The sequence below is a fragment of the Maribacter sp. ACAM166 genome (genome assembly GCF_005771495.1).
GTDB lineage: Bacteria > Bacteroidota > Bacteroidia > Flavobacteriales > Flavobacteriaceae > Maribacter.
In genome coordinates this window covers 1-21,785 of record NZ_VAUW01000054.1, presented here as the reverse complement: position 1 = coordinate 21,785, position 21,785 = coordinate 1, and the positions used below count along the sequence as shown (strand labels likewise).

22 protein-coding genes, 1 tRNA gene and 1 pseudogene are annotated in these 21,785 nt (G+C 36.4%); 15 read left to right on the top strand and 9 right to left on the bottom strand.

Features of this window, described 5'->3' with window-relative positions; genetic code table 11:
• The coding region (locus ES765_RS19940; RefSeq protein WP_138115525.1) for a transposase at positions 1–160 on the bottom strand (160 nt) is incomplete at its 3' end.
• A gap of 229 nt (positions 161–389) precedes the next feature.
• Here ES765_RS19940 and ES765_RS19935 point away from each other — a divergent pair.
• Positions 390–1,364, top strand: coding sequence for a polyprenyl synthetase family protein (locus tag ES765_RS19935; RefSeq protein ID WP_138116096.1), 975 nt, complete (start codon positions 390–392; stop codon positions 1,362–1,364).
• Here ES765_RS19935 and ES765_RS19930 read toward each other — a convergent pair.
• The gene (locus ES765_RS19930) at positions 1,361–2,503 is read right to left on the bottom strand and encodes a lycopene cyclase family protein (RefSeq protein WP_138116095.1); all 1,143 of its coding nucleotides are present in this window, start codon (positions 2,501–2,503) and stop codon (positions 1,361–1,363) included. The two genes, ES765_RS19935 and ES765_RS19930, sit on opposite strands and share 4 nt — an antisense overlap.
• Before the next feature lie 73 nt (positions 2,504–2,576).
• Positions 2,577–4,820, bottom strand: a pseudogene (locus ES765_RS23030) (TonB-dependent receptor).
• A gap of 100 nt (positions 4,821–4,920) precedes the next feature.
• On the opposite strand from ES765_RS23030, the gene ES765_RS19920 reads away from it, so the two are divergent.
• The 4 genes from ES765_RS19920 (at position 4,921) to ES765_RS19905 (ending at position 7,505) form a co-directional block, all read left to right on the top strand.
• Complete coding sequence (locus ES765_RS19920; protein WP_138116094.1) at positions 4,921–5,583, top strand: metal-dependent transcriptional regulator; 663 nt, start codon at positions 4,921–4,923, stop codon at positions 5,581–5,583.
• Positions 5,584–5,610: 27 nt separating this feature from the next.
• A complete protein-coding gene (locus ES765_RS19915) occupies positions 5,611–6,432 on the top strand; it encodes a ZIP family metal transporter (protein WP_138116093.1) in 822 nt (273 codons plus the stop codon).
• 119 nt (positions 6,433–6,551) lie between these two features.
• Positions 6,552–6,992 (top strand): hypothetical protein, encoded by a 441-nt coding sequence (locus ES765_RS19910; RefSeq protein ID WP_138116092.1) that lies wholly within the window; start codon positions 6,552–6,554, stop codon positions 6,990–6,992.
• A 45-nt stretch (positions 6,993–7,037) separates the two neighbouring features.
• On the top strand, positions 7,038–7,505 hold the full coding sequence (locus tag ES765_RS19905; protein ID WP_249356616.1) for a DUF2141 domain-containing protein: 468 nt from the start codon (positions 7,038–7,040) through the stop codon (positions 7,503–7,505).
• A 45-nt stretch (positions 7,506–7,550) separates the two neighbouring features.
• On the opposite strand, the gene ES765_RS19900 is transcribed toward ES765_RS19905, so the two are convergent.
• Positions 7,551–7,955 carry a TonB-dependent receptor plug domain-containing protein gene (locus ES765_RS19900; protein ID WP_138116091.1) on the bottom strand — a complete coding sequence of 135 codons (405 nt, stop codon included), beginning with the start codon at positions 7,953–7,955 and terminating at the stop codon, positions 7,551–7,553.
• A gap of 118 nt (positions 7,956–8,073) precedes the next feature.
• On the opposite strand from ES765_RS19900, the gene ES765_RS19895 reads away from it, so the two are divergent.
• A complete protein-coding gene (locus ES765_RS19895; RefSeq protein ID WP_138116090.1) occupies positions 8,074–8,460 on the top strand; it encodes a DUF423 domain-containing protein in 387 nt (128 codons plus the stop codon).
• 1 nt (position 8,461) lies between these two features.
• On the opposite strand, the gene ES765_RS19890 is transcribed toward ES765_RS19895, so the two are convergent.
• The 4 genes from ES765_RS19890 to ES765_RS19875 all read right to left on the bottom strand — a co-directional run bounded on the left by ES765_RS19890 (position 8,462) and on the right by ES765_RS19875 (position 13,526).
• Positions 8,462–9,991, bottom strand: a complete 1,530-nt coding sequence (locus tag ES765_RS19890; RefSeq protein WP_249356614.1) for a carboxypeptidase-like regulatory domain-containing protein — start codon at positions 9,989–9,991, stop codon at positions 8,462–8,464.
• A gap of 303 nt (positions 9,992–10,294) precedes the next feature.
• Complete coding sequence (feoB, locus tag ES765_RS19885; RefSeq protein ID WP_138116089.1) at positions 10,295–12,493, bottom strand: ferrous iron transport protein B; 2,199 nt, start codon at positions 12,491–12,493, stop codon at positions 10,295–10,297.
• Positions 12,490–12,735, bottom strand: a complete 246-nt coding sequence (locus ES765_RS19880; RefSeq protein WP_138116088.1) for a ferrous iron transport protein A — start codon at positions 12,733–12,735, stop codon at positions 12,490–12,492. Before ES765_RS19880 ends, feoB begins: the two co-directional genes overlap by 4 nt.
• Positions 12,736–12,851: 116 nt before the next feature.
• The gene (locus tag ES765_RS19875; RefSeq protein ID WP_138116087.1) at positions 12,852–13,526 is read right to left on the bottom strand and encodes an SCO family protein; all 675 of its coding nucleotides are present in this window, start codon (positions 13,524–13,526) and stop codon (positions 12,852–12,854) included.
• Between the two features lie 163 nt (positions 13,527–13,689).
• On the opposite strand from ES765_RS19875, the gene rseP reads away from it, so the two are divergent.
• The 9 genes from rseP (at position 13,690) to ES765_RS19830 (ending at position 20,480) form a co-directional block, all read left to right on the top strand.
• Positions 13,690–15,042: an RIP metalloprotease RseP gene (rseP, locus tag ES765_RS19870; RefSeq protein WP_138116086.1), complete on the top strand. Its 1,353-nt coding sequence runs from the start codon at positions 13,690–13,692 to the stop codon at positions 15,040–15,042.
• Between the two features lie 81 nt (positions 15,043–15,123).
• A tRNA-Asn gene (locus ES765_RS19865) sits at positions 15,124–15,197 on the top strand.
• A gap of 125 nt (positions 15,198–15,322) precedes the next feature.
• Positions 15,323–16,003 (top strand): hypothetical protein, encoded by a 681-nt coding sequence (locus ES765_RS19860; protein ID WP_138116085.1) that lies wholly within the window; start codon positions 15,323–15,325, stop codon positions 16,001–16,003.
• A 157-nt stretch (positions 16,004–16,160) separates the two neighbouring features.
• On the top strand, positions 16,161–16,451 hold the full coding sequence (locus tag ES765_RS19855) for a helix-turn-helix transcriptional regulator (protein WP_138116084.1): 291 nt from the start codon (positions 16,161–16,163) through the stop codon (positions 16,449–16,451).
• Between the two features lie 10 nt (positions 16,452–16,461).
• The gene (locus ES765_RS19850) at positions 16,462–17,667 is read left to right on the top strand and encodes a VapE domain-containing protein (protein WP_138116083.1); all 1,206 of its coding nucleotides are present in this window, start codon (positions 16,462–16,464) and stop codon (positions 17,665–17,667) included.
• 209 nt (positions 17,668–17,876) lie between these two features.
• A complete protein-coding gene (locus tag ES765_RS19845) occupies positions 17,877–18,836 on the top strand; it encodes a toprim domain-containing protein (RefSeq protein WP_138116082.1) in 960 nt (319 codons plus the stop codon).
• The gene (gene mbpA / locus ES765_RS19840; protein ID WP_138116081.1) at positions 18,833–19,129 is read left to right on the top strand and encodes a mobilization protein MbpA; all 297 of its coding nucleotides are present in this window, start codon (positions 18,833–18,835) and stop codon (positions 19,127–19,129) included. Before ES765_RS19845 ends, mbpA begins: the two co-directional genes overlap by 4 nt.
• Positions 19,126–19,995, top strand: a complete 870-nt coding sequence (locus tag ES765_RS19835) for a relaxase/mobilization nuclease domain-containing protein (RefSeq protein ID WP_138116080.1) — start codon at positions 19,126–19,128, stop codon at positions 19,993–19,995. Before mbpA ends, ES765_RS19835 begins: the two co-directional genes overlap by 4 nt.
• A gap of 11 nt (positions 19,996–20,006) precedes the next feature.
• Entirely contained in the window at positions 20,007–20,480 is a 474-nt protein-coding gene (locus ES765_RS19830; protein WP_138116079.1) for a DUF6730 family protein, read from the top strand.
• A gap of 256 nt (positions 20,481–20,736) precedes the next feature.
• On the opposite strand, the gene ES765_RS19825 is transcribed toward ES765_RS19830, so the two are convergent.
• Complete coding sequence (locus ES765_RS19825) at positions 20,737–21,267, bottom strand: nuclear transport factor 2 family protein (protein ID WP_138116078.1); 531 nt, start codon at positions 21,265–21,267, stop codon at positions 20,737–20,739.
• Between the last annotated feature and the right edge of the window lie 518 nt (positions 21,268–21,785).

Sequence of the window (21,785 nt, the reverse complement as noted above, 5' to 3'; positions counted from 1 at the left end):
GATACTTGTACCCAGATTTCTCACATCCTTTTGTGTGACCACATTTCATACATTTAAAACCATCGTGCCATTTTATTTTCGCTAAATATGCCTTACAGGCATCATCATTTGGCAATTCTTTTACAAAACTCAATATATTCTGTCCTTCAAATACTTCCATAAACGTTGTTTCTATTGACAACAAGATACAGAGCTTAAATGACTAACTCAATTAATATATTTCTATTCGATAATTTATGTCTTTGTATTATCGTGTAGGAAAATACACCGTATTTTTGGAGAGACGAAGCTTTTGCTTAGGTTTTTGTAAGTATTCGGGTAATTAAAGGAGCGATTTGCAAATCAGATTTATTGAAAGGTTTATTCTATTTTTGATAAAAATTGCGAGAATGCATTCTATACATGAATATCGAGATGAGTTTGTCAATTACTTGAACTCAAAAAAGCTTACTAAAGAACCAAAGAACCTATATGAACCGATAACGTATATTTTGGGTTTGGGTGGTAAGCGACTTAGGCCTGTTTTGGTTTTGCTCACTACTGAAATTTTTAATACCGATTATACCAAAGCTTTAGATGCAGCATTGGCTATAGAGGTATTTCATAATTTTTCTTTAGTGCATGATGATATTATGGATGATGCTCCTGTTCGTAGAGGGGAGATAACCGTTCATGAAAAATGGGATATTAATACCGGCATCTTATCGGGTGACGCGATGTTGATAATGGCATACCAACTTTTTGAAAATTATGAACCACCAATTTTTAGGGAGTTGGCCAAGCTTTTTAGTAAAACGGCATTAGAGGTTTGCGAAGGGCAACAGTACGATGTTGATTTTGAGACGCGCGATGATGTGATGTTGTCAGAGTATTTAAAAATGATAGAATATAAAACAGCAGTTTTAGTTGCTGCAGCCTTAAAAATGGGCGCTATTGTTGCCGGTGCATCAGAAACTTCTCAAGAACACATGTATGCTTTCGGATTAAATCTTGGTATAGCTTTTCAGCTGCAAGATGACTATTTGGATGTTTTTGGGGATCCTGAAACTTTCGGCAAACAAGTTGGAGGAGATATTATAGAGAATAAAAAAACCTACCTCTATCTCAAGGCAATCAATTCTGAGTCTGAAATGATGACGAAAGAATTAGAGCACTTATATTCAATACAACCGAAGGAGACCGAAACCAAGGTAAATGCGGTGCGTTCAATTTTCAAAAAGACAAAGGCCGATGTAGCTACGCAAACTGCTATTGCAGACTATACGGCGAAAGCTTTTGAAGTACTTGAGGAAATAGAAATTGAGCAGAACAAGAAAAACATTTTGCGAAAATTTGGTGAAAATTTAATGAATAGAACGGTTTAAAATAATCGTTTAAAAAAGGCTTTTAGAAAGGGAAATTTGGGGCAAGAATTAATAAATGCTAGGTCTTCTCGAAGAGTTGTTTTCTCATCTAAGAATTTGAACACCTTTTGCGGACTCAATGATTTGAAAAGAGATTCAAATATAGCATAGCCATTTGCATTATCAGCATGTAATACGTCAAGAAACAAAACATCATAATACCAGAACTTATTCTTCAGGTTTAATTTTTTTAAAGGCTCACCTTTTTTAATATATTCAACCAGTTTGGGGATTTTATTTGCCGTACTCATTAGGGTATAGCCTGTGCTTGGTTTTGCCCATCCACCTGCCGTTCCTATATATCGTATTCTCTTCGTGTGGTTTTCTCTAAAATCATAACATGTCATTGGTATACTGCCAGCTTCTGTTTCTATGATTTCATAAGCCTCACACTGATACCTATCCCGTATATATTGTTTTATTTGCTCTTCATATTCTTCTTTATCCAATAATTGTTCTGAAAACAGGGTGTACTCAATAAGCGCAGTGTTATTCGAGTTCGGTAAAACATACATAAAACGTGTATTACCTTTTTGAGGTATGGAAAAATCCATATAGGTAACTTCAGAAGCATTAAAAACTGGCTTTTCGGTTTTTATGACCCAGCCAATAAAATGTTGTTGCAAAATAGGAAATTGCTTTTGCTGTGTTGCCATTTTAAAATTAAAAAGACTATTGAAAACATAGTGGCCGTTGTAGCAATTATTTTGGGTCTGAACGGTAACTTCGGTACTTGTTTCTTGCAAATTTACGACCTCTTCTTGTTTGAAGGTAATGTTTGAATAACTCTCGATTCTTTTTAAAAAGTGATTGTAAAAATCGATTCCCTTTATCATTTTGTAGGAGTAGGGAGCGATTTGTGTTCTTTTGGAAATTACTTTTCCTTCAAAGTGAATCGTGTCCCATTTTTTATGTAGTATAGCATCAAAATGGCCTTTTCCTTTTTCCCAATAGCACCAAGTACGGTCATTGGTTTTCTTAGAATCCTTCTCAAGTAGTAGTATCTTTTTTTGTGCAAAAAAAGAATCACCACCCATGGCATCAGCTAGTAATAAACCAGATGCTCCGGCACCTATAATGATATAATCGTAATTGTTCATGAAGTTATAAAGATGCAGTACTAATAAACTGCTTAATAACTTCAAAAATACAAAATGCGATTAATCTTTAGACTTAATTTAGTGTGTATCGTAAACCTAGAAAGGACCTAATACCTTGATTTGGGCTATATACACAGGAAGGGTCAAAAGTTAAACCGTTTGGATTGTTTGGTGTGGCAACCGCATTGCCATTGGTGTCAAATGTAATTTCTTTATCAAAGGGGTCATTGGCACAAGCAATAATAAAGGGATTTCCATTATTTGGCGTCCAGTTTAATAGGTTTTTTATACCAGTATAAAATTCAAAGTTTTTAATACCGTCATAGGTGAATTGAATGTTTTGAATACTCAAAGTAGGTGAAAAATCTTTTCTTCGGTCATTTTCTCCCAATGTAGGTAGACGGATGGGGCCATATAGGTTTCCTATATAATCCAACATTAAATGCCAAGATAGAATAGTAGAGCTAAGACTCCAATTGGCTGAATAACTTTCGGTGAGAATTTGCTTTTTAGTTATTCCATTTTCGGTGTTGCTTACATCTTGAAGTGTTCCACCAAACATCACTTTAAGTCCGTTTGAAAAGGCAAGGTCTATGTTAGCACTAATCCCTTTAGAAATGGATTTTCCATTTAAATTATCATAAATGATTTGATGGGGATTGGTGTCATAATCAGGTATGATGACATTTTGAAATTTGGTGTAGAATAGTGATGCATCTAACCCAACAAAAGTACCATTGTCTCCATATATTTTATTTAGGTATTTAAGGTTGATGTTAAAGGAGCGTTCTGGTTTCAATTCTTCTGATATGACTACGTCTAGTAATCCGGTGAGCGCAGCATGTTCTTCAGTGAATAAATTTACAACCCTAAAACCTGTGCCGGCGTTCAATCGTAAAATATCGTTATCGGTAAACTTAAAACGATAGGCCCCTCGTGGAGTGAAAATTGTCCCATGCCGTTTGTCATAATCATATCGTGCTCCCAAAAGCAAGGAATTCCTTTTATTAAAGGCTATTTCATCTTGTAGAAAAATGCTAGGTATGATTACTTCATCGGGATTGTTTCCGTTTAAATCTGAAGTTGCAGGGTATTGTCATCATAGTAATTATAGCGTAATGCAGTTCTGACCAGTAAGCTATGATTACCCAATGTTTGTCCCACGTTAGTTGTGTGAACCCAATGGGTTGGTCGGCTAGATAGGTAACATTGCCCTATACAGAGTTTTGACTATGGTCATTATAGAAAAAGTAAAGCATAAGTTGATCTTTAAATGGAAGTTGGTGTTTTCTTAAAATCTCCCACCTTCGGGTATAAATACTTTCTCCATAAATTTCATATCCACTTCTAAATTCGGGTGTCCATTGTAATTCTTCACCTCAGTGATCTTCATAAAAATAGCGTCCTGCAAGGGAGAAAATGCGTGAATTATTCCTTTTGAAATTCCATTTTTGGAAGATAGAAATACGGTCTTGTAAGGTAAGATCCGTAAAATTATCTCCGTTATTATCAATGGGATTATCATATTTAAAATAATTAACCCCTAAAAGTAAACTAGTTTTTTGGCCGAGGCTCATTTTTGTTCCTAGATCAAGATTGTATTCGCCCCATCCTGTTATAAAACTATCTCCAGAGAATTCTGGTGCTGTTAGATTATTCTTGGTAATAATGTTAATCAGGCCTCCTACAGCTTGGCTCCCATAGAGTGTAGAGGCAGGTCCTTTTACAATTTCAATCTGTTCTATAAGTGAATTAGCAATTCCTGATAGTCCGTAAACTGTGCCTAGCCCACTAACAATGGGCATACCATCTATTAAAACTAGGGTATAAGGTCCTTCTAAACCGTTAATATGAATATCTCCTGTATTACAAACATTACAATTTATTTGTGGACGTACCTCATTCACATTTTGAAGCGCTTCAAAGATGCTAGCGGTTGGATTTTTCTTAAAGAATGCGGGTTTGTATACTTCAACGGGTACCGGGCTTTCAAGTCTGCTAACGCGTATTAAGGTGCCAGTGACCACCATCTCATCCAAAGATTCTACAGAAGGCTGCAAATCAATATCTATAACTAGTTCTTGACTGTTCTAAATGGTATGTAACCAATGGTAGAAGCTATTAGGGTATACTTTCCTGGCAAAATATTCTTTAACTCATACAATCCGTCTTCATTTGAAGAAGTACCAATTTCGGTATTCTTTAAATAAACATTTACGAATGGCGCTGGTGAGCCATTAAAAGAAACTGTACCGGATACAGCTCTTTCTTGCCCATTAGTGATTCCAAAAGCAAAAATAAAGCAAAAATAAAGCAAGAAAAAGATAAAATATTAATTATCTAAAAATTAATTTAGATAAAACTAAATAATAGTTTTTGTATATAAAAATGTATTTTTGCGTTTATATAGTATTGAAATGACATTATCAGAAGAAGATTACATCAAAGCGATTTATCATTTAAGTCAAATAGACAGTAAATCGGTGGCTACCAATGCTATTGCAGAACAAATGAAGACGAAGCCATCTTCAGTTACCGATATGATTAAAAAATTATCTAAGAAGTCATTGGTCAATTATAAAAAGTATCAGGGAGTCTCACTTTCTGAAGAAGGGAGAATGGTCGCACTTTCAATTATTAGAAAGCATCGCTTGTGGGAAGTATTTATGGTGAATAAACTAAATTTTTCTTGGGATGAGGTACATGTAGTAGCCGAGCAGTTAGAGCATATAAAAAGTGATACGCTAATTGATAGGTTAGATGCACATTTAGGATTTCCAAAAGTAGACCCACATGGGGATCCTATACCTACTAAAGAAGGCACATTTAAAAAGTCCGTAAAAAAATTGATAAGTGAATTACCGATTTTGAGTGAAGGGGTTTGTATTGGGGTAAATGATTCATCAGCCGCTTTTTTAAAGTTTTTAGATAAGAATAAAATTGCCTTAGGTGATACATTTAAAATTTTGGATAGAGAAGATTTTGATGGTTCGGTGTCCATTTCGACCAGAGTAGGAACCATTAGAATTTCTGAACAGATTGCGTCGAATTTATATTTGGAAATTAGGGACGCTGAATAAATATTCAATGAATACTATTTTTATTTTATGCAACAAATAATCAACTATTTAGAATCTATTGACCCAGTTTTAGCTGCGTTTTATGCTACGTTATTCACATGGGCCCTTACGGCTGCCGGTGCTGCTTTGGTCTTTCTTTTTAAAGGAATGAACCGTGCTTTATTAGATGGCATGTTGGGCTTTACCGGTGGGGTCATGGTGGCTGCCAGTTTTTGGAGTCTATTGGCACCTGGCATAGAGATGAGTCCGGGTGAAGGGTTTGTTAAGGTAATTCCTGCTGCAGTAGGGTTTTTGTTAGGTGCTGCATTTATTTTCGGATTAGATAAAATATTGCCACACTTACATATTAACTTTAAAGAAAGTGAAGCAGAAGGTGTTAAGACGCCATGGCATAAAACAACGCTGTTGACGCTAGCAATTACCCTCCACAATATTCCTGAAGGTTTAGCTGTAGGGGTTCTTTTTGGGGGTGTTGCTGCTGGGTTTGATGGTGCTACCATAGGTGGTGCCGTCGCTTTAGCTCTTGGTATCGGATTGCAAAATTTCCCAGAAGGTTTTGCTGTAGCTATGCCGTTGAGACGGCAAGGACTTAGCCGAACCAGAAGTTTTATGTATGGCCAAGCTTCTGCAATTGTAGAGCCAATCGCTGCTGTATTAGGTGCGTGGGCAGTAATGACCTTTCAGCCTATTTTGCCTTATGCACTTTCATTTGCAGCGGGTGCCATGATTTTTGTGGTGGTGGAAGAGGTAATACCAGAAACGCAGCAAGATAAATATACCGACATTGCGACTATGGGGTTCATTGGTGGGTTTATTATTATGATGACCTTAGACGTTGGTTTGGGATAGGGTCTAGAAGTTTTTACCTGAATAGTTCAACTACAAGCATTTTTTATTACCTCGGTAATTTAATGTTATTTTTACCGTTTAAACAATTAAAGTGGCTAACTTGATTTTCATAAGTGCATATGCAATTCATTAAGAATAATTGGTTTTGGAATGTAATTCTTATAGTGACTGTGATTTTGTGTGTAGCAATATTAACATTGCACTTAAAAAATTGGATTGGCGGTGATAGCAATACTATTAAGTTGAGGTCGGGATTCTATAATGTAAAAATCGCCTATAGCGAGTTAGATAGTGTTTTGTTGGTGGATAGAGTTCCACCAATGGAGCGGATAAATGGCTTTTCTGCTCTAGAAAAAGAAAAAGGAATTTTTAGGGAATTCAAAGATTCGCTAACCGATAAGAAAGTTCATGTTTTTGTAGATAATATTAATCAACAGAAAGTGAAATTAGTCTATAAAGATTCTCTATACCTATATCTTAATTTCAAGGATTCAGTCGAAACCTTGAAACTTATGAACGGTTTAACAACTAAAATGAATTCTTCAATTAACCTAAACTGATTTTTCGGTTTAAACGATTATAATAATCTTAAAAAAAGGAAGGTTATGGCATCAAAATTGAATTTACCTTTGAAATGGAATATTTCAAGCATGAGAAATAAAAATCGGGTACTACTATTGGTTTTTGGTGCGATTTCAAATATGGTTTTTTCACAGCATAATCTTAGCTTGAACGTTGACGGTGTTACCTCTGAAAAAGGAAATATATGTTTCGCTGTTTATACTGATGAGAGTTCTTTTTTGAAATTCAATAGGGTGTATAAATCTGGTTCGGAAAAAGCAGTTACAGGAAACACAATTATTAAAATCAATGATTTACCTAAAGGGGACTACGCAATTGCAATTTTTCACGATGCAAACGGAAATAAAAATATAGACACCAATATGCTAGGTATCCCTAAAGAACAAATTGCTTTTTCAAAAGGCAAAATGAAAATGTTCGGTCCGCCAAAATTTAAAGAATGTGTATTTACCCTAAACTCAAATTTAGACATGACTATTATTCTTGAGTAAAAGAACTGTTAATTGGGGATTTAAAAAGACCTTGAATTTAGTGCCTTATTTGTAAGTTGTAACAACAATCACCCCATTTGAAGCCCTTGTTCCATACATAGCTGCATCTGAGCTTGATAATATTTTCATCTTTTTTATATTAAAACTTTTAACCGCTTCGTTTAGTGATGAAAATGAATTCCCTATTTCATAGTTATCCAAAATGTAAAGTGGTTCTTGTGTACCTGTACTGCTAAAAGAATTTGAGGTTTTTGAAAGAACAGGAATACCATTTCTTTTTATTATCCCTGGCATTTGTGATATACGTTCCAATAAAGTAAAATTAGATCTGTTTTTTTCATCAAGTTCTTCCCTAATGGTAGGTTTATCGATAATCGTTTTTTGTGCAGAACTACAGGATAGTAAAGTAGCAATAATAATAGATACAAAAAGGATGCCTCGATATTTCATAATGTTATTTTGTAGGCATTAATATAGGTTTTTTTGAGTTTCATTTTAGATTTCATATTTTACCACTAAATCGAGGATAGCATACCGCTAAAATTGAAAGTAACTTTATAAAAAATGTATGGTTTTAATAGCACAATTGGTAGGGGCGTTTTTCGGACTTTCAGCTATAGTGTTTGGTGCGTTTGGTGCCCATTTACTAAAAAAAACGTTCACTGCTGAACAATTGAGTAGTTTTGAAACAGGGGTTAAATACCAAATGTATCATGCACTTTTACTATTAATGTTGAGTTTTAACCTCAACCTTGATACTGCGGTAGAGAAGAATATGATGTATTGCTTTATAATCGGAACCCTACTTTTTTCTTTTAGTATTTACGGACTTTGTATTAGTGCATCCAAAGGGAAAAAATTAAGACTCCTTGGTCCCATTACACCAATTGGAGGGTTGTTTTTAGTTCTTGGATGGGGCTTTTTATTCTACCATTTCATCAAAAACCTGATTTAGGTTACTCTAGCTCTGTAGATGTAAATTCCTTTATTGCCGTGTTAGGTTCCATAATCGTATAGCCCTTCCAAAATTCTGGGTCATATTTAGGCATATACGTAGGTAAAATAGAATTCCCCTCTTTATAAGATTCAAATTGATTCTCGCTGATGCTTTCTGTGTCAAAGACTACTATTTCATTTTTTTGCACATCGGTAAATACAAAGTCCATTTTTCCTGATAATTCATTCTGCCTGTTTTTACCCTTTACAACCTTGTTCTTTTCAATAATCTTTAAAGGCCTTTTAACACCTATTCTAGTACCAGTTTCTGATTCGAAATAGCGAAGGCCATATTGGCCAAAAGTTTCCTTAAAAAAAATCGCCTTTCCTTTTGATAGGTAGGTGTTGGTCGATATACCTAGGAGATTAAAGGATTTGACCGATTTGATGTTTTCATAATCTGCACGTATCAAAGCAAAATCATCTGAGTTGATGTATAAAGTACCTTTATAATCGGCAGAGCCTTTAGAAATAAAATCGATGACATAAACGGCATCATTTCCTAAATAGGTAAATTCCTTCAATGTGTATTCGTATTTTCTCGACTTTGTAATAAAGTTATAGTCGGTATCCTCATGTATAGGTAGCTGCTTAAATAGCGCACTAAGAGACTTTTTTCTGTAATTTGCGAAGTTTATTTTTCGCAGTTCTTGATTCTTTTTTTTCTTCTCAATTTCTTTATTAAGAGCAGCGATATCAGTAGAATCAATATCAGATTCAAAGATTTCATTAGCATCTAATTTGGTACCGAAGAGGCCTGATTTTACTTTGAAATAAGAGTCGGTTCGTACATTTTTTTTGATAATGTCATTAAATTTTTCTTCTAGTTTTTCCAAATCTATCTCCATGCTTTTGTCATAAAGTTCAGAAGCTTTTATAAGATTTAATTTTTGTTTATCCTCCTCAAAATTTCCATAGAGGTCTCCAAGTATCTCGGTGTAATAACTATTTGATTTCGGTACTGTGTTTATAACGCTGTCCAAAAACTGCTGATTAAAGGCGTCTATAGTCGATTCTTTAATAGTAAAATTGGTTTTGGTCATTCGGTTAAAGGAAGAATTTCTATAGAATAGTCTTTTTTTAGAATATGCGTTCGTATAATTTTTTTCTAAATTTTCTTCCACTAAATCTATGATTTCATCTGCGGTATAATTTTTATTTGAAACGATGACTTCTTTAAGCTCAATCGCTTTTGGACGAAGGAGAATCTCATTAGTTTTGAATTCTAATAGTTGCTTGGCGACAGATTTATAACCAATACAGGAGATGAATAGTGAATCTGATTCTTTAATTTCCTCATCTAATATAAAACTGAAGTTTCCGTCTTCATTGGTAATAACCCCTTTATTGTTTAAAAGTATGGTTGCATAAGGTATAGGTTCTTTGCTTAAACTATCAAGAACAACGGCGCTGAGACTTTGCGCTATTAGAGGTGAAGTATTGGCTATTAAGGAGAGTAAAAGGAGTAAGTAAATTTTTTTTATGCTCATGGGTTTCGATATGCCTTCGCAATCTAAACGAACCAAAGAGAGAAACGTTACAGTTTTAGAAACCGTTGTGAGTTTTTTAGGGCTTATTTAACTAAAATAAGTAAAGGTATGTAGTTGGCGATTGTTTGTTGAACAACTTGTTTTTTTGAAGCTTAATGACAACCACAATCGTTTTGACCACAAGCTTTAGAATCACTTTTTTTAGTGCTCCACAATGACTTTGGAAGCAAAAATTTATTGACAATATAGCCTACTGAAATTGCTAATGTGATGTAAACCAAAATGTGCTGTAAAGTGTCCATTTTATTTTAATAATTGATAAGCGATTAGAGCTACAATATAAGCAAAAAGACTCATAAAAACGAGTTGCCCTAGAGGCCATTTCCATGAATTAGTTTCTCTTTTTACCACTGCCAATGTGCTCACGCATTGCATAGCAAAGGCATAAAAGAGGAGTAGGGATATTCCAGAAGCCAAATTGAAAAGCGGTTTATTGGTTCTTGGGTTTACTTCTGCAGCCATTCGATATTTAATGGTTTCCTCTTCATCATTCCCAACACTATAAATAGTAGCTAGGGTGCCGACAAATACTTCCCTTGCTGCAAAGGAGGTTAACACGGCAATACCTATTTTCCAATCGTAACCCAGTGGCCTAACAATTGGTTCAATAGCTTTTCCCATATAGCCCATATAGGAATGTTCTAATTTATAGCTTGCAATTTCTTGGCTTAAGGCACGCTCTTCTAATTCTTTAAGTTGCTTCGCCGTAGTTTCTTCACCTTTTTCTAAGCCAGTCTCAAGGCCATTCTGTTTCTTTTCTAGATAGACTTCGCTATGGGTACTGAAACCCTTTTCTTTGACCTTGTTCGTAACTATGGTTTCCGCATTTTTAAATTCATCTGAAAATCCATTAGAGCCTAAAAACCATAGAATAATTGATATGGCAAGGATAATTTTACCTGCACCAAAAACAAAACTTTTAGTTTTTTCAAGAACGGTATAACCAACATTCTTGAGGAGCGGCAATTTATAATTTGGCATTTCCACTACAAAGAATGACTTGCTCTTAATATTCATTATCTTATTTAAAATAAGAGCGGATAAAATTGCTGCACCAAAACCTATTAGGTACAATAGCATTAATGTTAGTGCTTTGTAGCTTAATCCTAATAAACTGCCTTCTGGAATGACTAAGGCAATGATAATTAAATAAACGGGTAGTCTTGCAGAGCATGTTGTAAAGGGCACAACCAGTATGGTGATAAGCCTTTCCTTCCAATTTTCGATAGTTCTAGTAGCCATTACCGCAGGTATGGCACAAGCAGTTCCTGAGATTAAGGGCACTACACTTTTGCCACTCAAACCAAACGGACGCATAATACGATCCATTAAAAAAACGACCCTACTCATATAGCCGGTTTCTTCCAAAAGTGAAATGAACAAGAATAAGAAGGCAATCTGCGGAATGAATATGACAATACCGCCAATACCGGCCAAAATACCTTCTGCTATAAGATTGGTAAAAACTCCTGGGGGTAACGTGTCTTTTACCCATTCGGTAGCTGAAGCAAAAAAGCCATCAATCAAATCCATAGGGTACTCACTCCACCCATAAATGGCTTGAAATATGGTCAAGAGAATTAAAAGAAAAATTAGATACCCAAAAACTTTATGCGTCAAGACCTTGTCTAACGTAGCCCTAAATCCTTTCGCGGCATTAACATCTACTTTATATGTTTCCTTAAGAATACCATTTATAAATTGGTATCGTAATATGGTTTCTTTTTGCTGAAGACGCTTAAGTTCAGATTTTGATTTTGTGGCAAAAGAAGATGCATCTTTCATCAACTTCTTTTCTATGGGCATAAAGTTGACATCTTGCGTGATAACAAGCCATAGTTTATAAACATCTTCTTTTGGGAATGCGGTTCTAAGTCGCTCAAAGTATTCAGGTGCAATTACTGAGGCATCTACATTCTGTGCCTTAGAAAGATTCTTGTAATCTGCAATCAATTCCTTTAAAGTCTCGATGCCAGTACCTTTTCGGGTACTTACCAAAGCGATTTTAGAGTTTAACTTTTTCTCTAGCAATTCAATATCGATGGTAATGCCTTTGCGAGACATACGATCAGCCATATTGATTACTAAAATAGCAGGTATTTTTAAATCCTTTATTTGAGTGAAAAGTAATAAGTTACGCTTAATGTTCTCTACGTCTGTAACTACAACAGCTACATCGGGGTGGTCTCTGTCATTTTTATTAAGAAGTAATTCTACGGCCACACTTTCATCTAGTGAAGTAGTATTTAGGCTATACGTGCCTGGTAAATCTAAGACATGTGCTTTGACCCCTCTTGGGAGTTTACATATACCTTCTTTTTTTTCAACCGTTATGCCAGGGTAGTTGCCGACTTTTTGGTTTAATCCTGTAAGTTGGTTGAAAACCGATGTTTTCCCAGTATTAGGATTCCCTATTAGGGCGACATTGATTTGTTTGCTCATACGATCGCATTGTCTTCAATGATTTCAAGAGCTATATGAAGTGCCATTTCTCTTCTAATGGCAATATGAGATCCATTAACATTAATATAAATAGGATCTTTTAATGGTGCTACTTGTACTAGTTCTACCATATTTCCTGGCAAACAGCCTAATTCAAGTAATTTTATGGGCAAAAAATCTTCAGTGAATTCTTTAATAATTCCCTTTTGCCCTCTCCTTAAATGTGCTACAGTGGTCTCCAATCTTTATTTAGATTCATTATAATTAAGGCAAAAGTAACGGAAATATTCCAATTAGGAGATTTTTACATCTTAAAATAAGAGACTGCTATTGTGTCTTTCACTTCGATTAATTTATCCTACTGTTGATAGGATGCCTTTAAGATTTTAAGATCTGTCAAAAGTTGGTCCATATCTTCTTTTTCTGTTCCGTCATAAAAGCCTCGAATTCGTTTTTGTTTATCCACCAAAATGAAATTTTCGGTATGTATCATGTCAAACGGTCCGCCATCTCCATCGGTTTTAACTGCCAGATATGATTTACGCGCCAATTCATATATTTGTTTTTTATCACCGGTCACTAAATTCCATTTAGCATCGTCCACACCTTTTTCAATAGCGTACTTTTTTAACTGTGCGACAGAATCTATTTCTGGAGTAACGGAATGGGATAAAAGCAAGACCTCATTATCCGCTTTTATTTCTTGCTGTATATCTGCCATGTTTTTGGTCATAATTGGACAAATTGTTGGGCAGGTAGTGAAAAAGAAATCAGCTATATAAATTTTATTCTTGTAGTTTTCTTGGGTTATGGTTTCCCCATTTTGGTTGGTCAAAGAGAAATCTGAAATGGTATGGTATTTTCTTATATGTTGAATTTCTTTTGGAACTAGCTCTGCGTTTACCATAGCCGGTGAATAAACTGGAAGAATCTTTTTAGGGATAAGCGCGTTGTAAAATAGATATATGACAACTCCTGATACTGCTAGGAGAACCATACCAAAATACTTGAATTTAGCGAAGAAGGAACGCATTTTATTTTTTGGTAAAGGTACAGTAGGCTACACTAGATTTCAAACAAACGAGCTACATAAGCTGCCAAATTATTCTTAAAATAACTTGACCTTTCAAGGGTTTCTTTTTTTAAGCGGTTGTAAAAATGTACTTTTGTCCGATTTTAATTTTCAGGAAAAAAGAATGAGCCCCATAATAATAAAGACTATACAATTTTTTTTAAGCCTTTCCCTACTAATAGTATTACATGAGTTAGGTCATTTCATACCCGCAAAATATTTTAAAACAAGAGTAGAAAAGTTCTATTTATTCTTCGATGTGAAATTCGCCCTTTTTAAGAAGAAAATAGGGGGAACTGAATATGGAATCGGTTGGTTGCCTTTAGGTGGATATGTAAAAATATCTGGTATGATCGATGAGAGTATGGATAAAGAAGCCATGGCCGAAGAACCAAAAGAATGGGAATTCAGAAGTAAACCGGCTTGGCAACGATTGATTATTATGTTGGGTGGCGTTACCGTTAATTTCGTATTGGCTGTTGTTATATTTATTGGCTTGGTCTTTACTTATGGTGAGGAGTACATAGCAAATGATAGCCTAAAAGATGGTATTTTGGTTACGGAGCCTATCCTAGGGGATGCTTTAGGGATTAAAACTGGAGATAAATTCATATCGATTGACGGAAATAAGATTGATGCACTGAGAACCATTCCTTATGAATTAGTTTATGGTGAAAAATTCGCTATTGAAAGGGATGGAGCCATCATTGAAAAAGAGGTGCCCGTAGATTTTATAGAGACAATTTCTAATAATAAAGAAAGTGCACGGTTCCTCAATTTCAGGAATCCTTTTGTTATAAAGCAAATACCTAAAGATTCTCCGAATTTGAATACCGGGTTGGAAGTTGGAGATGCTGTAATAGAAATAGCAGGAACTCCCGTAGAATATCAAGATCAGGTAGTGCCCGTTTTAATGGTTAATAAGGGTAAAATGGTGCCTATATTGGTGATTAGAGATGGTAAAAAGGTTTCCTTAGAAGCAAAAGTAACAGAAGAAGGAAAATTTGGGGTTTTTGCAGGTTTAAGTTCATTAGCAGAATATCAAGAGAAGGGCTATCTTAAAGTGGAGACCTTAAACTATACTTTTGTAGAATCTATACCTGCCGGATGGAACAGAGGCGTTAAGACCTTGACAGATTACATTAAGGGAATGAAAAAGATTTTTAATCCCGATACTGGTGCGTATAAAGAAGTAGGTGGTTTTGCTGCTATTGGTGGCATGTTCCCTGATACTTGGAACTGGCAAGCCTTTTGGGCAACAACAGCCTTTATATCTATTATTTTGGCTTTTATGAACATATTACCTATACCAGCTTTAGATGGGGGACACGTTATGTTCTTGCTTTATGAAATGGTTACTGGTAGAAAGCCAAGTGATAAGTTTTTAGAGTACGCCCAAGTCACTGGTTTCTTTATTTTAATCGCCCTTTTGCTGTTCGCAAATGGCAACGATGTTTACAAATGGTTAATTAAATAAAAAAACAGCATTTATTTATTTGGCGAGTTTTAAAAAACTACTATATTTGCACCCGCTTTAGGAAACTAAAACGGGTTATTTTCCTCCTTAGCTCAGTTGGTTAGAGCATCTGACTGTTAATCAGAGGGTCCTTGGTTCGAGCCCAAGAGGGGGAGCTTAATGAGAGCAAGCCATTCAAGAGATTGAGTGGCTTTTCTTTTTTAGCGGGGACAACATAGGGACAACATTCAATCAATCATATTTTTTTTCTTTTAATTTCATTTATCGCTATCTTGATAAGATGGAACGATTGGCAGAAATATTGGGCGGTTGGCTTTACCAAAGTCAAAGAGAGCTTAGGCTGTTATGGTTGAAGAATGGTACCCTATCTACTAACCGACTTTCTTTTTTAATTATTCTTCTTTTCGGCATAGTACCTTTAACGCTGTATTACATAATTTCTGGTGCTACTTATTCTTTAATTCAAATCATAGCAAGTTATCTATTTGTTACCCTATTATTCGCTTTGGCTATATTGATAGTGATTACCTGGTTTAAATCAAATGAACTGTTCAAAAGTAATGTTCAGGGCTTCTCTTTCTTGCAGCTATCTCCTTCTAAAATAGATAACAGTTTTTTCTGTTTTGATGATGACGACATCGTGAATTTTAACAGACTAGTGAACGGACTGCCATCGGCTCAGAAAATAGTAATCAGAGAAACCGCAAAAAATAAACAATCTGGAAACGTTCGATTCCTATTTTCACTTTTGGACCTGATTGTTCAGGGCGGAATCTTTAGGATGGATACGAGGCTCAAAGAGTCATTGAACATACTTATCGCAGAACGGTTTACGTTCCAAAACTCTGAAATCAATCCAAGTACACTTCCTTCCAGTTACTCCAAATGGTGTTCCACTACCCAATTAGGTAGTTATGATGATGTGCGAAAGGACATCTCCAAAGCGCTTGGGATCTTATAAATTCTCCTTTACATGAATTTTATAGGGAAATTATAGCGCAATTCATAAGCAATCGTGATTTCCCTATTGTTTTTACTACTTCTACCGACATATGTTTGTCCTGTACAATCAAAGTAAAAGGCCTTTTACTCATTATTAATTCTTAAACACCTAGATTATGAATGAGCAAGAAAACGTTGTGGATTTGTTGCAGGATATTAAAGGCCTGCTTTCCCACACTAAAAAAGTATTTAATATCGATGACCTTGTTAAATATACAGGGCTATCCAAAAGTAAAATCTACAAACTCTCCCAGTTAAAGCTTATACCGGCAGGGAAGAACAAGCACATCCGTCAATTATTTTTCAACAAAGAAGAAATTGACGCCTGGCTTATAGGAGAACCTAATTTATCGGATGAATTTCTAGAGCATCAGTTCAACGAGCAGCTAGCGAAAAACAAAAGATAAATTTCTCCATATGGCTAAGACAGAACAGCGTATTCTTTATCTTGTAAAGGACGCCAAGAAAAAGACCGTATACGACTACACGATGGAATATCTGGAGGGTAGGTACGACATTTCGTATAACGAGATATCACATGACTTCCAGATAGCTTTCAAAGCCTCCAAGCAATGGGAGTACCTGAACCTGAACTCGCTCATCATAGAACTGGCAAAAGCGGGTATCGATATTCCCAACGGGAAGTTGGAAACCCTTATCCGTTCGGAATGTATTCCCAAATGTAACCCCATCAAGGAATATTTTGAAAGCCTGCCTAAGTGGGATGGGACTGACCATATCCTTAAACTGGCCTCGTATGTACCGACCTACGAACGAGAGGCGTTCGATTATCATTTTGAAAAATGGTTGGTGCGCACTATTAAATGTGCTTTGGAAAAGAACTACTTCAACAAACAGGCCTTTGTGCTGTCCCATCAGGGTCAGAACTCGGGCAAATCTACTTGGTGCCGATTTCTCTGCCCTCCGGAACTAGCGGAATATATGGCTGAGGATATCAGTAACGATAAGGATGCGAGGATACAATTATGTAGAAACTTCCTTTACAATCTGGATGAACTGGCCGTGCTTTCCAAAAAGGATGTAAACGCGCTGAAATCATTTTTCTCCAAAACCTTTATTAATGAAAGGTTGCCGTATGACAAAAAGAATACCACGCTACCTAGGATATGTTCCTTTATCGGGTCTACCAATATGGCCTCCTTTCTTAATGACGAAACAGGTTCCGTTCGTTGGCTGTGTTTTGAGCTGAAGGGAAAGATAGATTTCGAGTATTCAAAGGAAGTGGATATAAACGAGGTATGGTCACAGGCATACCATCTGGCCTATACCGAACCAAACTACAACCCTGAACTATCCATAAAGGATATCCAGGATAACGAGGAACGGAATAAGAAATACACCAAGTTGACCACGGAAGAGGAACTGGTCTCAAAGTATTTCGAAAAGTCGCATGACCTGAAGGATTTTGTCACCGCTTCGGACGTATTGGTCCAGCTGAGTTGCCTGAACCTTCGCCTGAACCAGATTAACCTGGGACGGGCATTGTCGGGCTTCAACTTTCAAAGGGTAAAACATCCCAAGCGACAGGTATACGGTTATCTGGCAAAACCCGTCTTCGTGGACAGCCCTTGGCAAATGGAATTTTCTAAGAAACAGGAATAGTACCTACCTAGTTACCTAAAGGACAAGAAACCTAATCACAACAGGAAGTATCACTAGGTAGGTTCTTTAACCCCTTCTTACCTAAGTATTACCCATCCTACCTAATAAGGTAACATAGGTAAGCACAAAAACCAATCCGACCTATATAAAAGACCCCGTAATCATTGGGTTAGGTAGGAAGGTAACCGGAATACAATAAAAAGAAGCTGATGAAAAGAAAAAGAACAAAAGGACTAACGTGCGAAAGAGCCCGAGCTTTTCCCATCGAAAGGACGCTGGCAAAACTAGGGTACTTTCCGACAAGGACGACCCCCAAAGAAGCTTGGTTCCTGAGTCCGTTCCGCTCAGAAACCCAAGCCTCTTTCAAGGTGTGCAAGAACCTCAATAAATGGTACGACCATGGAGCAGGAAAAGGTGGAAATGTTGTAGACCTAATTTGTTTGATTACAAAAAGTACGGTCAAGGAAGCCTTACAAATAATAGGACAAGAGGAACCTTTTTTTTCTTTTCAGCAGCAACCGATTTTAAGGGAGGAAATCCACATCAACGAAAAGGTGCTCATCACAAAAATTAAGACCCTTGAACATCCTGCATTATTGGGTTATCTAAAATCAAGGGCAATCAGCATTCAAATCGCAAAAGAATATGTAAAGGAAGTCCATTATACTTTTAAAGGGAAACCATATTTCGCCATCGGACTGAAGAACGGTTCCGGAGGTTGGGAGCTACGTAACAAGTATTTGAAAAACTGTACCTCGCCCAAGGATGTCACCCATATTAAAAACGGCCACCAAAAACTTACTGTAACGGAAGGGATGTTCGATTTACTGTCCATAGTAGGCTATATAGGGGTTTTGGAACAAGAATCGGATTTTTTAGTAATGAATTCCACGATTTTTATCCAAAAAGTTACCTCGATTTCAGAGGGATATGCAACCGTTGAACTCTACCTGGACAACGATTCCAATGGAAGTTCGGTCACCAAAACACTAATGGAACACAGGGGAGCCAAAGATATGTCGGGGATCTATAAAGGACATAAGGACATGAACGATTGGCTGGTCATGAATACTGAAAATGGACTTGGGCAGGAAGCGCAAGATGTGTTTTTGTGGCAACAAAAACAAACTTGCTTTACTCCCGATGGTCGCAAAGAAGAAATAAAATGAAAAGGACCTATATCAAATTTAGATGTACCATCTATGAAAAAAAGTTGCTTGTAAAAAGGGCGGAACGTGCAGGGATATCCCTTTCGGAATATTGTCGGAGCACCGCCTTTGGCCAAAACGTTATCGAACGTCTTTCCATGGAGCAATTGGAATGCTACAACACATTGGTGGACTACAAGAACAACTTTACCCGTATCGGGAATATGTTCAAAAGGCATCATCCTAAACTGGAAGAGGAAGTCAAGCAATTGGCTGCCGAGATACGTGGACATTTAAAAAACTTCAGAAAATGATAGGCAAGGGAAAAGCTGTTGCACATACGGGCGTCTCAATAGCATATGGATGGGACAAGGAGAAAGATGCCGAAATAGTCATTAATCATCATCTGGCAGGGGACAATGCCCAAGAGGTTACGGAGGAGTTCAAGATGGTCCAAGAAATGAACAAACGCTGCCATAATAACACCCTCAGCTTTATACTCAGCCCTACCGTGGAGGACGGCAAAAAATTAAACAAAGAAAAGCTCCGTGAGATGACCGAGCGCTTCTTAAAGGAAATGCAGCTAAAGGAACGACAGGTCATTGCCTTTGTTCATCGGGACAAGGCACATACCCATGTGCATTTGTACGTCAACCGTATAGGCTTTGACGGCAAGGCGTACAACGATAGTTTTATCGGGAAGCGGAGCCAACTGGCAGCGGAGCGGGTGGCAAAGGAAATGGGAATTACAACCGTAAACGAGGTACAGATGGAAAAGCAGTTACAGTCCGTAGTCATACGCAACGAAATACGTAGGATACATGAAAGGACTTTGTCCAACGAAAAGCTGAAGACCTTGGATGCCTATATAAAGGCAATGAAGGCGCAGAAGGTGGCTGTTGTTCCCAGTATCAACAAAGCGAACCGTCTACAGGGTTTCCGCTTCGATTACAAGGGACAGAGCTTCAAGGGCAGCGAGGTGCACCGTTCCATGTCCGGAGGTAGATTGCTTAGCGGACTCTCCACGGATATGAACATACAGAAACGATTGGAAAAGGTACCATCGGTTAATATTTCGGGCAAGGCCTTGGAGCTGAGTTCCAATATGGCAAGCGCACTTGCAAAAAAAGTAATCAAACAAGTCATTAAAAAGGTAATTGATACAGGGATAGGATTTTAAAATATAGAACAATGGGATACAAAAAACTGGACGAGGTAATGGAACTGCTCACGGACGAACTGGACGGGTTTAACAAAGCGCTTAACAAACTACAACGGCTCACCAAAAACGTGGAGGACATCAGGATACTTCCCGACACTTCTGAAATCGAGAAACTGCTGGAAACGCATTTGCAACGGGAAAAGGAAAAAACATTAATCCTTCAGGAATCCGTCCGGTCATTGAACGAAAGTTTGGCAAAGGCTAGCGTGATATCTAGATTCAGGTTATGGGTACATTATTCCATTTGGGCAATCTCTTTGTTTATTATTTGTTACCTAGGTTTTAAGATTGCTGAAACGGAAGAAATTCGTAAAGAATCCTTCGCTAAAGGAGGACAAGAAGTTATTACAAGTCTAAGGGGTTATTTCGACCAACATCCCGAACATTATAAAGAGTACGAACAATGGCTTAAAAAAAAGGATAGTGTTCCAAATCGAAAGTAGCATGCGCCCTGTTTCGATTTTACTTTACGCTTATCTGCCGGAACACTATAAAATCGAAACAGGATCCGTGCGCAGGTAAGTTATGGTAAGATTTGGGGGCTTCTAGCTAAAATGAAGTCTTTGGTATCAATTGAAAGTCTAAATAAGGGTGGAATTAAACAATACAAGTTTAATTAAGTCGAAGCACCTTTATTTAAACTTTGATAGCTATTTTCTATACTTCTTTGTTGGCAGTAGTTTTTATTATTTCAATATTTTAATCGTTGAGTATATCTTCATTTTTATCAGCCGACATACCACCTAAAATTACCCAGCCATAATCATACTTTTTCCAAGTATGAGTCATCTCATAAGTTTCCTTGCTAATGATATTATTTTCTTTGTCGGTCCAGATATTATCAACATCATAAAACACCATTACCACATCGCCTATTGCGTTGGTTGCTTTTCTGTATAGTTTGTAACTGAATTTCAAATTTTGGTCACTATGTAATTCTGGTATCCAATTTGTAACCTTACTTTTATTATAAACTTCGTTGGCACCACCTGGGCGACCAATAAAATCATTGTGCCAAAGTTTTTTATAAGCAACGGTATCCATTTTTTGGGCATAATCCCAATATTTCACTTCCATTTCCCAAGCTTCGTTTTCGATTTCCTCCTTGCTCATTTTTGATAATACTGTTTCAGTCTGTTTTGATTCTTTATTTTCTTCGTTACAACTTTCAAGTGTGATTAATATAAATAGTCCGATTGCAAGTGTCAAAATCAATTTAGATAATCTCATTAAATTCCTTTTTAAATATTGCCTTTGTTAATCGGATTTCGGCTTTTCCGTTTTGTTAATCAGCTTAAAATTAGTTCGTTGTTTAAATTACTGCCAACACATATATATGTGTAATAAGTTGTTTTGACTCTAAAATACGGAAATCTTTCAAGTGGACAATAAAAGCAATCTTTAAGGGATAGTTAGGAGTTAGGGATTTTGTAAATCAGATACTTATATATCAATTTTGATATACGAAATGCGTACAATTGATGTATGAAATACCTACTTAAAATTAAGATAGTCTTCAAGCTTATTCCCCATCGTTTTCAAAATATCTAATCTATGAGTAGAGTATATTTAAACGGTCCTTATAAATAAACTAATTGAGGTTTTTGGAAAGTTCAATTAAGGGTGGGATTAATTATACTAGTTCAAATAAGTAGGAATTAGCCTTAATTGAACTTTGCTAATGTTTTAAGTAAAACCTGGATGGCTAAACAAACGATTTCTTACCGCCACCCACTAAGCATAATCTT